11 protein-coding genes are annotated in these 12413 nt (G+C 67.6%); 8 read left to right on the forward strand and 3 right to left on the reverse strand.

All coding sequences use genetic code 11. From position 1 onward, the window contains the following. Nucleotides 1–4 precede the first annotated feature (4 nt). From cheZ to flhF, 5 genes are all read left to right on the forward strand, one after another. Nucleotides 5–637, forward strand: coding sequence for a protein phosphatase CheZ (gene cheZ, locus AB3147_RS11305; protein ID WP_056570181.1), 633 nt, complete (start codon nucleotides 5–7; stop codon nucleotides 635–637). A gap of 291 nt (nucleotides 638–928) precedes the next feature. Next, nucleotides 929–2476, forward strand: a complete 1548-nt coding sequence (locus AB3147_RS11310; protein WP_367351970.1) for a methyl-accepting chemotaxis protein — start codon at nucleotides 929–931, stop codon at nucleotides 2474–2476. A gap of 250 nt (nucleotides 2477–2726) precedes the next feature. Continuing rightward, nucleotides 2727–3881 (forward strand): flagellar biosynthesis protein FlhB, encoded by a 1155-nt coding sequence (flhB, locus tag AB3147_RS11315; RefSeq protein ID WP_175126220.1) that lies wholly within the window; start codon nucleotides 2727–2729, stop codon nucleotides 3879–3881. Between the two features lie 3 nt (nucleotides 3882–3884). Further along, nucleotides 3885–6005, forward strand: a complete 2121-nt coding sequence (flhA, locus tag AB3147_RS11320) for a flagellar biosynthesis protein FlhA (protein ID WP_175126219.1) — start codon at nucleotides 3885–3887, stop codon at nucleotides 6003–6005. Next, nucleotides 6002–8902 carry a flagellar biosynthesis protein FlhF gene (flhF, locus tag AB3147_RS11325; RefSeq protein WP_367351971.1) on the forward strand — a complete coding sequence of 967 codons (2901 nt, stop codon included), beginning with the start codon at nucleotides 6002–6004 and terminating at the stop codon, nucleotides 8900–8902. Before flhA ends, flhF begins: the two co-directional genes overlap by 4 nt. A gap of 83 nt (nucleotides 8903–8985) precedes the next feature. Here flhF and AB3147_RS11330 read toward each other — a convergent pair whose 3' ends face one another. From AB3147_RS11330 to flgA, 3 genes are all read right to left on the reverse strand, one after another. Then, nucleotides 8986–9459: a flagella synthesis protein FlgN gene (locus tag AB3147_RS11330; RefSeq protein WP_191578104.1), complete on the reverse strand. Its 474-nt coding sequence runs from the start codon at nucleotides 9457–9459 to the stop codon at nucleotides 8986–8988. 31 nt (nucleotides 9460–9490) lie between these two features. Beyond that, nucleotides 9491–9784 (reverse strand): flagellar biosynthesis anti-sigma factor FlgM, encoded by a 294-nt coding sequence (flgM, locus tag AB3147_RS11335; RefSeq protein WP_056570190.1) that lies wholly within the window; start codon nucleotides 9782–9784, stop codon nucleotides 9491–9493. 126 nt (nucleotides 9785–9910) lie between these two features. Beyond that, nucleotides 9911–10624, reverse strand: coding sequence for a flagellar basal body P-ring formation chaperone FlgA (gene flgA, locus AB3147_RS11340; RefSeq protein WP_175186090.1), 714 nt, complete (start codon nucleotides 10622–10624; stop codon nucleotides 9911–9913). A gap of 178 nt (nucleotides 10625–10802) precedes the next feature. On the opposite strand from flgA, the gene flgB reads away from it, so the two are divergent. From flgB to AB3147_RS11355, 3 genes are read left to right on the forward strand one after another with little or no spacing between them, the layout of a single operon-like run. Next, complete coding sequence (flgB, locus tag AB3147_RS11345; protein ID WP_367351972.1) at nucleotides 10803–11210, forward strand: flagellar basal body rod protein FlgB; 408 nt, start codon at nucleotides 10803–10805, stop codon at nucleotides 11208–11210. A 22-nt stretch (nucleotides 11211–11232) separates the two neighbouring features. Further along, nucleotides 11233–11652 (forward strand): flagellar basal body rod protein FlgC, encoded by a 420-nt coding sequence (flgC, locus tag AB3147_RS11350; protein ID WP_105238489.1) that lies wholly within the window; start codon nucleotides 11233–11235, stop codon nucleotides 11650–11652. 20 nt (nucleotides 11653–11672) lie between these two features. After that, nucleotides 11673–12371 (forward strand): flagellar hook capping FlgD N-terminal domain-containing protein, encoded by a 699-nt coding sequence (locus tag AB3147_RS11355; protein WP_175126214.1) that lies wholly within the window; start codon nucleotides 11673–11675, stop codon nucleotides 12369–12371. The last annotated feature ends 42 nt before the right edge of the window (nucleotides 12372–12413 follow it).

The raw sequence follows: 12413 nt of genomic DNA on the forward strand, positions 1-12413 counted from the left end.
TGCGATGAGCTCAACGGAAACAGTTGACCCGGCAGAGTCGCCCGACCTGATCCATCGCATCGCCTCGCTCACCCGCATGCTGCGCGACAGCATGCGCGAACTGGGCCTGGATCAAGCGATCAAGGACGCCGCCAATGCAATCCCCGATGCGCGCGACCGCCTGCGGTACGTGGCGCAGATGACCGAGCAGGCCGCCAACCGGGTGCTCAACGCCACCGAGCAGGCCGGTCCGATCCAGGACAACATGTCGCGTTCGGCCCAGGCGCTGGATAGCCGCTGGCAGCAATGGTATGACCAGCCGCTGGAGATGCCGGAAGCGCGCGAACTGGTGCAGGACACGCGTGCCTTCCTGGCCGACGTGCCCAAGCAGACGCAGCAGACGCAGTCCAAGCTGATGGAAATCATCATGGCGCAGGATTTCCAGGACCTCACGGGCCAGGTCATCATGCGCATGATGGACGTGGTGGGCGCGATCGAACGCGAACTGCTGCAGGTGCTGCTGGACAACGTGCCGCAAGAGCGCCGCGATGAAGCCAACAGCCTGCTCAACGGTCCGCAGATCAACCCGCAAGGCAAGACCGACGTGGTCACCAGCCAGGACCAGGTCGACGACCTGCTGGCCAGCCTGGGCTTCTAAGCCCGGCCCTCGGGCGATGTTCGCTCCCGGACATCGTCCCGGTGTCAGACACCCGCATGGCCCTGGTGTCTGACACCCGCGCGCGGCTGCGTCCTTGCGGCTGCCTGCTGCACTTGACCGTCTTTGCCGCCTCGTCCGCATGACGTATTCCCTAAGAGCGCAAACGCGACCCTCCCGATAGACTCCTGCCAACAATAATCGGGGCCTTGCAGCGCGAGACAAGGCGCGCTTTGCGCGTCAGGCCACGGATGCCCAAAGCAGGCGGTCCGGGCCAGGGAGAGGAGGTTCATCATGGCCAGATCCGTATTCCGCCTGGGCGGCATGTGGGGTTTGTTGCGTCGGCTCAATCGTGGCGACGCGATGCTGTCGGAGCGCGCCCTGTCTTTCAGTCCGGCCGCCTGGCCGCTGTACCGTTTTCTGGCGCAGATCCGCGTGCGGGTGATGACGGTGCGCCAGTCCAGCATCGAGATCGCGCTGAACGCGGCGCGCACGCAGTTCCAGGCGGGGCGCTGTTCGCTGCTGGCGCGCGAGCAGGCCAGGGCCGCCGACGCGCTTGCAGCCAGCGGCGCGCAGATCGCTGACCTGTCGGCATCCACCTCCACGCATGCCCGCGAAATCGCCGCCGTGTCCGGCCAGAACCTGCATGCCGCAGAGCAGGCGCTGGCGGAGCTGACCGAGGTCAAGACGCGCGTCGACCGCATGACGCAAGAGATGGCGGCTTTTACCGAAGTGGTGGGGCAACTGGCCGCCCGCGCGAAATCCGTGGGCGACATCAGCCAGGCAATCAAAGGCATTGCGCTGCAGACCCAGTTGCTCGCGTTGAACGCGGGCGTCGAGGCGGCCAGGGCAGGGGACGCGGGACGGGGCTTTGCGGTGGTGGCCAGCGAGGTCGGCCGGCTGGCCGAACGGGTCAACACCGCCACCGGCGACATCGGCCGCCATACCTCAGAGATGCTGGGCCTGGTCGAATCCACCCAGCGCCAGACCGGCACGCTGCGCGAGGATGTGGACGCGTCGGGCGCGGTGCTGAACCGCACCTGTGACGGATTCGAGCGCTTCGTGCGCGATTTCGACAGCATGAACCGGCAGGTAGGCGAAGTGGTCCAGGCGATTGGCGAGGTCGACGCCACCAATCACGGCATGAGCCAGGAGGTGGGGCGCATCGCTGCACTGAGCGCGGACGTGCTGGAACGGGTGGGCAGCATGTCGGGCGAGATCGACCGCATCCGCCGCCAGACCGAAAGCGTGCAGGAGGTGCTGGCCGACATGCGCGCCGGCGATACCGCGTTCGACAGCCTGTCGGCGTCGCTGGAGGCGTTTGCGGACGCGGCGGCCGGACTGCTGCACGATGCCCGGCGGCGCGGTGTCGACGTGTTCGACCGCCATTACCAGCGCATTCCCGGCAGCGAGCCGCCGCGGTATCACACGGCGTATGACCGGGCCATCGACGAGCCGCTGACGCGCCTGCTCGACAGTGTGCTGCAGGCGGTGCCCGGCGCGATCTACACGATCCTGGTGGACAACCGGGGTTACGCACCCGCGCACAACAGCCGGTTCTCGCTGGCGCCGACCGGCGATCCGAAGGTCGACATCGTCCGGGTGCGCAACAAGCGGATCTTTGACGATCCCGTGGGCGCCCGGCTGGCTGCCAACACGGGCGCGCAGTTGTTCCAGACGTATTCGCGGGATACCGGCGAGATCGTCAACGACATTTCCCTTCCCATTTATCTGGGGCCGGAACACTGGGGCGCCGTGCGCATCGGGCTGGATTACGCGCGGTTCCAGGCGATCGTGGACGGGCAGGGCGCCGGGGGACGGGCGGCGCCGGTGGCGGGTTGACGGGGTGGCGTCACGCGGGCGTTCATGTTGCGGCTTGATGGGGCGGCTTGATGGGGCGGCTTGATGTGGCAAGTTGAAGCGGCGGGCTGAAGGCGCACGCCCAGGGGGGCTGACCGGCAGCCGGCGGCGCATCCGGGAATAGCGCCGCTTTCCCCCCGTTTCTTGGCATATCGCCAACCCCCGGCGCCTCCTAGAATCTCGGCGGGCGGCTTGCATTCCACGTCAGCGAGCCGCAACGATCCCGTAGAGCATGTCCGAAGAAAGCGACCTCGAGAAAACCGAAGCCGCCTCTCCCAGGCGCCTGGAAAAGGCGCGCGAGGAGGGGCAGATTGCGCGTTCCCGGGAACTGGGCACGTTCATGATGCTGGCCGTCGGTGTCGCCGCGATCTGGGCGGGCGGCGGGTCGCTGTACAGGGGCCTGAGCGGCGTGCTGCGCAACGGACTGGCCTTCGATCAGCGCGTCGCGCTGGATCCCGGCGTCATGGTCGAGCAGGCGGTAAGCGGTTTCGGCCATGCGCTGCTGGTGCTGCTGCCGATATTCGGCCTGCTCGCGGTGGTTGCAGTGCTGTCGAGCGTGGTGCTGGGCGGCCTGGTGATTTCGACCAAGCCCCTGACGCCCAATTTTTCGAAGCTCAGCCCGCTGGCCGGCTTGAAGCGCATGTTCTCGTCGCAGACGGTGGTGGAGCTGATCAAGGCGCTGGCCAAGGCGCTGCTGGTCGGCGGCGTAGCGGTCTGGGTCATCTGGCGCTATCACGACGACATGATGGGGCTGATGCACGTGGCGCCGTCGGCCGCGCTGACCAAGGCGCTGACCCTGGTGGCGATGTGCTGCGCCTTCATCGTGGCGTCGCTGCTCATCATCGTCATGCTGGACGTGCCCTGGCAGATCTGGAGCCATCTGAAGAAGCTGCGGATGTCCAAGGAAGACGTGCGCCAGGAGCACAAGGAAAGCGAAGGCGATCCGCATGTGAAGGCGCGCATCCGGCAGCAGCAGCGCCAGGCGGCCCGCCGGCGCATGATGTCCGAGGTGCCGAAGGCCGACGTCGTGGTGACCAACCCGACGCACTATGCGGTGGCGCTGAAGTACGACGAATCGAAGGGCGGCGCGCCGCGCGTGCTGGCCAAGGGCACGGGCCTGATCGCCGCGAAGATCCGCGAGCTGGCCGCCGAAAACAAGATTCCCACATTGGAAGCGCCGCCGTTGGCGCGCGCATTGCATCAACACGTCGAGCTGGGACAAGAAATCCCAGCCGAGCTGTATACCGCGGTGGCGGAAGTGCTGGCATGGGTATTCCAGCTACGATCCTGGCGCTCGGGTTGGGGGCTTGAACCCCCGGCCCCCACGAAGTTGAACGTGCCAGCCGAACTGGACCCGCAGGCAAAAACCGCAGCACAAGGAGTTTAAGGAATGAGCGCTCTGCTCACCATGTTGAAGAATAACGGCGGCACGCATGCGCGGCTGCTGGCGGGTCCCATCCTGATCGTGATGGTGCTGGGCATGATGGTGCTGCCCCTGCCCACGTTCCTGCTGGACTTGCTGTTCACCTTCAACATCGCGTTGTCCGTAATGATCCTGCTGGTGGCCATGTTCACGCGCAAGCCGCTGGACTTTGCCGCGTTCCCGGCCGTCCTGCTGTTCGCGACGCTGCTGCGCCTGTCGCTGAACGTCGCGTCCACCCGGGTGGTGCTGCTGCACGGTCACACGGGGCCGGACGCCGCGGGCAAGGTGATCGAGGCCTTCGGCCACTTCCTGGTGGGCGGCAACTTCGCGGTCGGGATCATCGTCTTCATCATCCTGACCATCATCAACTTCATCGTCATCACCAAGGGTGCGGGCCGTATCGCGGAAGTCGGGGCGCGCTTCACCCTGGACGCCATGCCTGGCAAGCAGATGGCGATCGACGCGGACCTGAACGCCGGCCTGATCGGCGAAGACGAGGCGCGCAAGCGCCGGTCGGAAGTCTCGCAGGAATCGGACTTCTTCGGCTCGATGGACGGCGCCTCCAAGTTCGTGCGCGGCGACGCCATCGCCGGCCTCTTGATCATGGCGATCAACATCATCGGCGGCCTGGTCGTCGGCGTGGCGCAGCACGACATGTCCATGGGCGAAGCCGGCCGCGTCTACACGCTGCTGACCATCGGTGACGGCCTGGTTGCCCAGATCCCCGCGCTGGTGATCTCCACCGCCGCCGGCGTGGTCGTGTCGCGTGTGTCGACCGACCAGGACATCGGCCAGCAGATCATCAGTCAGCTGTTCTCCAACCCGAGCGTGCTGTTCCTGACCGCCGGCATCATCGGCATCATGGGCCTTATCCCCAACATGCCCCACATCGCGTTCCTGACGCTGGCCGCCGCGCTGGGCTGGGGCGGCTGGGCGCTGCTCAAACGCAAGAAGGCCGCCGCCGTGGCCGCCGAGGAGATACCGCCGCAGGCGATCACCCAGGCGCAGGCCGCGGCCGCCGAGGCGAGCTGGGAAGACGTGTCGATGGTGGACCAGCTGGGGCTGGAAGTGGGCTACCGCCTGATTCCTCTGGTGGACCACGCGCAGAACGGCGAGCTGCTTCACCGCATCCGCAGCCTGCGCAAGAAGTTTGCGCAGGACGTAGGGTTTTTGCCGCCGGTCGTGCACATCCGCGACAACCTGGAACTCAAGCCCAACGATTACCGCATCCTGCTGTCCGGCGTGGAAGTGGGCACGGGGGTCGCGATGCCGGGCCAGTGGCTGGCCATCGACCCGGGCGGCGTGACCATGCAGATCAAGGGCACGCCGACGACCGATCCGGCGTTCGGCCTGCCGGCGCTGTGGATCGACAGCTCGCTGCGCGATCAGGCGCAGGTGGCCGGTTACACGGTTGTGGATGCGGGCACGGTGGTGGCCACGCACCTGAATCACCTGATGCATCGCCACGGCTCGAACCTGTTGGGCCGCCAGGAAGTGCAACAGCTGCTGGATCGCATCGGCCGCGACGCGCCGAAGCTGGTCGAGGACCTGGTGCCCAAGACGCTGTCGCTCACCGCGCTGCAGAAGGTGCTGCAGGGTCTGCTGTCCGAAGAGGTGCCGATCCGCGACATGCGCACCATCATCGATACGCTGTCCGAACACGGCCCGCGTCTGGCGGCGATGGCCGCCGGGTCGGGCGGCCAGCCGGATATCAACGAGCTGATCGCACTGACGCGCCGCGCGCTTGGCCGCGCCATCACGCAGCAATGGTTCCCCGGCGAGGGCGAGCTGCGCGTGATCGGCCTGGACGTGAAGCTGGAACGCGTGCTGTCGCAGGCCATGACGACCAGCGGCGGCCTGGAGCCGGGGCTGGCCGACACGCTGCTGCGCGAGGCGCAGGCGGCGGTCGAACGGCAGGAATCGCAGGGCAATGCGCCGGTGCTGCTGGTGTCGCCGGTGCTGCGTGCGCCGCTGTCGCGCTTCCTGCGGCATCATCTGCCGCAGCTTGGCGTGTTGTCGAACACGGAAATTCCCGATGAGCGCATCGTCCGCGTGACGGCGCTGATCGGCGGGAGCAATGGGCAATGAAGATCAGCCGCTTTTACGGGGCAAACACCCGTGACGTGATGCGTCAGGTGCGCGAGGCCTTGGGGCCTGACGCGCTGATCGTGTCGAACCGCAGCGTCGAGGGCGGGATCGAGGTCCTGGCCACCGTTGATGGCGCCTTTGACGACGCGCCGCAGCAGCAGACGCCGCCGCGCGAAGCGCCGGCCTATGCGCCGCCGGCGCAGGAACGTCAGCCCGCGGCGCCGTCGTTCGGCGCACCGGCCGGGATGGCGCGACCGCAGGTTGCGCCGGTTGCCATGCCGCCCGTGCCGCCAGCCGGGTACGCGCCGCCGGCGCGATCCATTGCCGCTTACCAGTCCGCGTATGCGGCGTCGGCGCAGCCGGAGATTGAACCGTCGCCGGCAGAATTCGTACCCGCTGCACCGCAGCCGGTTTCGGTTGCACCGACGGCTGTCGCACCTCAGCCGGTCGCACCTCAGCCGGTCGCACCTCAGCCGGCCGCACCGGTACGCGTCGAGCTGCCGCCGCTTGCGCCGGCAGTCCGCATGACACCGCCGGCTCCCGCCATGCCCGAGCGCATGGCCACCGCCGCGCCCGCAGCCGCCATGGCCGCTGCGCCCGCCACCGCCTATCACGCGCCCCAAGGCTACGCCGCGCCGCCCGCACCCGTGCAGGCGCCCGCCATGCCGCCGGCAGCGCAGCCGCAACCGGCCATGCTGCATGCCGCGCCGCCCATGGGCCGCATGCCCGATGCCCCGGTGCGTCCGCCGCAGGGTTTGCCGCCCGCGAATCTGCCGGCCGATACGGCCGCCGGTCTGCAGGACGCCATCAGCGCCTTGCGCGGCGCGCTGGAAACCCGCATGGACGGGCTGCTGTGGGGCGGCCGCCAGGGTCCGGGCCGCGAGCCCGCGGGCGCCGCGCTGTTCCGCAGCCTGCTGGACGCCGGCTTCAGCACCAAGCTGGTCCGCACGCTGGTCGAGCGCCTGCCGCAAGGTCTCTCCACCGAGGCTGCGCAGAGCTGGGCGCGTAATGAACTGGTGACCCATCTGCCGGTGGTGCGTTCCGAAGACGAATTCCTGGCCGGCGGCGTGTATGCGCTGGTCGGCCCGACCGGCGTGGGCAAGACCACGACGCTGGCCAAGCTGGCCGCCCGTTGTGTGGCCCGCGAAGGCCGGGAGCAGGTCGCCATGCTGACGACCGACCTGTTCCGGATCGGCGCGCTGGAACAATTGCAGATCTACGGCCGCCTGATGGGCGTGCCGGCGCACTCGGTGCGCGATGCCGGCGAGCTGCGCCGCATCCTGGCCGAACTGGGCAACCGCAAGATCGTGCTGATCGACACCACCGGCATCAGCCAGCGCGACCGCCTGGTGGCCGAGCAGGCGTCGATGCTGTGCAACGCCGGCAAGCCCGTTCGCCGGCTGCTGGTGCTCAATGCCGCCAGCCAGGGCGACACGCTGGACGAGGTCGCGCACGCCTATCGCAATGGCGTGGGCGAGGATGTGGCCGGCTGCATCATCACCAAGCTGGACGAAGCCACCCGCCTGGGCGCGGCGCTGGACACCGCCATCCGCCACCGCCTGCCGATCCATTACATGTCCGTCGGCCAGAAGGTGCCCGAGCACATGGAACTGGCCCGCGCGGACGTGCTGATCGACCGCGCGTTCTCGATGGTCGAGCGCGCCCGCGCACTGTACACCCCGAGCGAGGCCGACCTGGCGTCGCTGGTGTCGTCGTCGCGCGAACCGGACGCCGTGGACCCGGCGCGCCGCCGCCAGTTGCTGGCCTCGGCCATCCTGCCGCAGCAGGGCGGTGCGGCGTCGATCGCAGCAGCACAGAACCTGGACGACACCATTTCGTGGCTGGACAGCGACCCGGCGTGCCTGCAATCGCGCACCGCCTGGCGCGAGTACGTCGGCGACGGCGCGGGCGCCAGTCTGGCCGCGCTGGGCGATGAGCCACTGGCGATGGTGCGCCGTGAATTTTCCGCTGCGTGCAGCCGCAACCTGCTCGTGATGCACGGCAAGACCGCCATGAAGGGCGAGGCCTTGCCCGGCGGCGCGCTGATGGGCGCGCTGTTGATGAGCGACCGCGGCGCCGCACTGGCCGCGCCCGCGCAGCAGCTCGCGCTGCCGCACGGCATGTTGAGCTCGTTTGCGCCCGCCGCGCCGGCCCAGCCGGACCCGGCGGCGGCCTTGCAGGCTCGCGTGCAGTGGTTGGGCGAGCGCCTGTCGTCCTTGCCGCTGGTCCACATGCTGGAGGCCGGCACCGTTGCGCTATGGCAGCCGTTGAGCGAGCAGGGCGTGTCCTGGGTAGCGCGTTGCGCAGGTGGCACGCGCGTGATCCAGGACGAATGCCCGACCAACCTGAACGCCGTCGGCAAGAGCGTGGGTTACCTGCCCGTCGGCCAGCCCGGCGACATGCCGGGCCTGCGCCCGGCGCCGGGCGCCAAGACCGCGCCGCTGGCGCTGTGGGCCTCCGGCACCGAAGTCGTGCTGCCGGGCAAGGGGCAGGGCGCCAGCGTCCGCCTCATCTGCGCGCGGCTGATCGACACGGTCTCCGGCGAGGTCGCGGGCCAATTGTTCGGCGCAACGAACCTGCCGGCGTCGCAGGCGGACGCCGCGACGATCGCGCGCTGGCTCGTCCTGCAGGAGGAGGCCAAGGCGGCGTTCCGTTACATGGCCAATGCCTGGCAGGCGCTGCCCGCCGTCGATGGCGCCCATACGCTGGCCCGACAGTCGCTGATGGCCGGGCAGCTTGGCGCGGCATGCTGGCAGCTGGCGCATTCGCCGGCGGCTGACGTCGTGCGTGGTCCGTTGTCGGGCATCGTGGGCACCGAGCGTAAGCTGTCGGGCAAGATGCTGCCGGTGGCGCTGCTGAAGATGTTCGCGCTGCTGGAGATGACGGGCGGGGCGTAAGGCCGCGAACCCGTCTCGCGGAAACAAAAAAACGGCGTGCTATGCACGCCGTTTTTTTATGCCGCAGGAGATCGGAAAAGGCGTCAGCCCGCGACGATCGGCCGGCGGCCCGGGGCGCTGCGGGCGCCGCGGCCTTGCGCGTCGTACGTCGAGGCGCTGCCGACGCCAACATTGCGCAGGGCGTCCAGCGATTGCTGGGTGTAGCGCAGATGCACGTCGATCAGGGCGCCATTGCGCATGTTGATTTCGCTGGCGGAGGCCGACTTGGTCAGCAGGGCCTGCCACACGCCGGACAACTGCGGATACTGCGCGGCGGCCTGTTCGGTGCCGACGTGGCCCGCGGGCAGGCCGATTTCGGACAGCAGGTTGTCGCGCGTCTGGCTGAGGTCGACCAGTTGCTGCGCGATGCCGCGCTTGCGCTCGGTGATCTGGTTCAGCGTCTCGACGCTGCCCTGGCTGACCAGGACCTCGGTTTCTTCCTCAAGGATCGAGGAGAACTCGGAGATCAGGGTGTCTTCCTGCTTCATGCAGGATTGCAGGGAATCGACGAGGCTCATGACAGACGGCTCAATAGAGGGAAGGGACGGGCTATTTCAGCAGGTCTCGGGCGCTGGCGATCAGGCTGTCGGCGATGCGGCCGGTGTCGATCTTGAGCTGCCCGGAGGCGATCGCGGCGCGAATGGCGGCGACACGCTCGACGTTGATGTCGTTCGAGCCGTCCTGCATGGCCAGCATCTTGCGCGACGCCGAGCTCAGCGCGACTTGCGAGCTGCTCGATCCGGTGGCGCTGCCGGCGCCATACGCTTGACTGACCGCGGACTCGGCGCGGGCACCGACGGCGTCGGCCGCGAGGGGCCGGTTGGTGGTCGAATTGATTTTCAAGGTTTTCTCCGCAGGGCGTCCTGGGTCGGTTTGCGACGGATCCGCCTACTTATGTCTCTGTAACGACAAGGGCCGGAGGAACTTTAGGGTATATGCGAGCCAGGCGCAACGCGATTTGTAACAGGTCTATAGCTGAATTTCCACCAGCGTGGCGTTCCGGACGACGCCGCTGACCACCTGGCCGCCCGCGGTGCGCACCTGGACGACGGCGCCGGGGGCCGCGTTGCCCATGGCTTCGCCTTCGCTGCTGACCATGAAACCGTTGCCGCGCGCGTTGATCCGCACGTTCGTGCCGCGCTGCACCGACTGGGCGTTGCGCAGCGACGAGCTGCGGATCGGCTGGCCGGCGTTGATGCGGAAGGCGGCGGTCATGCCGGCGACCGCCTGCGGGTCGGTGATGGCGTTGGGGGGCAGGGTGACCAGATCGCCCTCGCGGGCGTCCAGATCCGCCGGGGTCAGGGCCTGGCCGGCGGCGATCAGGCGCGAGGCCACGTAATAGTGGCCGGCCACGCTGACGGAGGCCTGCACGTAGGCGGTCCAGCCTTTGGCCGAATTGCAGCGCACGCCGACAGTCATGCGGGACCGCAGCTTCATGCCGGACGGCAGGAAGGGGGTCAGGTCATCGCACGGCGTCAGGCGGTCGGTGCGCGGCGGGTCGATGGCGATGGACGCCTCGCCGGGCAGGGAGGCCAGTTGTTCCTGCAGATAGGTCTGCGCCGCAATGATGATCGCTTCCGGGGCCTGGGTGGCCGCGGCCTGTGCCTGGACGGCGCTTGCCGAGGCCAGGAGCAGGGCGGCGATGCCGGCGCGCGCGAGAAGGAGTCTTGCGGAGATTTTCATGATGGATGAATTGTAGAAGTGGGCGGCGTTCGGCAATACGTGAATTGGATGAGAAATGACGGGTTGTTTGGCTGATTGTGTTACAGGTCCGGCCCCTATCATGCCGTCATCCAATGGGATAACGGTGCGTCCGGCGTCCCTCGCTTTATCTGATCTGCAACGAATTCAAGGCGCCACGATGCTCGACAGGCTCAACGAAGATTTCCGGTTCTACCAGCAGGCTTTGGCACTGCGCGCGCAGCGCCAGGAAGTGCTTTCCTCGAACATCGCCAACGCCGACACGCCCAACTACAAGGCGCGCGACATCGACTTCAAGGCCGCGATGCAAAGCGCCATGGAAGGCACGACGCGCCTGCCCGACACGTCGCTCAAGCTGACGTCGGCCCGCCACATTCCGGCCAAGGCCGTGTCGCAGGGCCCGACGGATCTGCTGTACCGCCTGCCGTACCAGCCCAGCATGGACGGCAACACGGTGGACATGGACATCGAGCGCGTGCAGTTCGCCGACAACACCCTGCATTACCAGAGCACGATGCAGCTGATCTCCAACCGTATCCGCGGGCTGCAGACCGCCATCCAGGATTGATCTTTAAAGGGAGCAACAGGCAATGTCCTTGTTGAGCATTTTCGATATCGCCGGTTCGGCGTTGAGCGCGCAGTCGCAGCGCATGAACGTGGCGGCCAGCAACATGGCCAACGCCGACAGTGTGGTCGGCCCGGATGGCCAGCCTTACCGCGCCCGCCAGGTCGTGTTCCAGGTCAACCCGGCCGCAGGCCAGGCGCTGGGCCAGGAGATCGGCGGCGTTCGCGTGGCCGGCGTGGTCCAGGACCAGTCGCCCCTGAAGATGGTCTATGACCCCAAGCACCCCCTGGCTGACGCGCAGGGCTACATCAGCATGCCCAACGTCGATCCGGTGGCCGAAACGGTCAACATGATCGCGGCATCGCGGTCCTACCAGGCCAACGTCGAGGTCCTCAACACCGCCAAGGCGTTGATGCAGAAGACGCTGACCATCGGTCAATCCTAATTTCCAGCCAGAGTCTATCCATGACCACCGTCGACCAAACCACGAGCACCACGGCCATGGGCCTGGCGCAAACCGGCGCCAACAGCGCGAGCACCGCGCAGGGCCTGCAGGACCAGTTCCTGAAGCTGCTGGTCACGCAGCTCAAGAACCAGGATCCGCTGAACCCGATGCAGAACGCGGAGCTGACGTCGCAACTGGCGCAGATCTCCACGGTGGAAGGCATCACCAACCTGAAGAACACCATGCTGGCCATCAGCGGCCAGATCGACGTGTCCCAGTCGATGAACGCCGTGTCGATGATCGGCAAGGGCGTCCTGATCCCGGGCACGAAGGTCAAGGTCGGTGTCGACAGCGCCAACCCCGCGGACCGCGTGGTCACGCCCTACGGTCTGGATCTGCAGGGCGACGCCGCCAAGGTCCAGGTCCGCATCTCGGATTCGAACGGTGCAGTTGTCCGCACCATCGAGCTGGGCGAGCAGAAGAACGGCGTGTACACGCTGGAATGGGATGGCAAGAACGACGCCGGCGTGGCGCTGGAACCGGGCGCGTACAACGTGTCCGTGCTGGCGACCGACGCCGAGGGCGCGAAGGTGAACTCGGAAGTATTGAGCTACGGCAACGTGAAGAGCGTGGCGTACTCCACCAACGGCCTGCGTCTGGATCTGGGCCTGGACGGCCAGACCAGCATGCTAGACGTGCGCAAGGTGATCGGCGCCTGAACGGGCGGATATGAATTGGTGCCGGCGCACGGGCGGCGGCTT

Source organism: Achromobacter animicus, from assembly GCF_040775605.1.
Taxonomy (GTDB): Bacteria; Pseudomonadota; Gammaproteobacteria; order Burkholderiales; family Burkholderiaceae_B; genus Achromobacter; species Achromobacter animicus.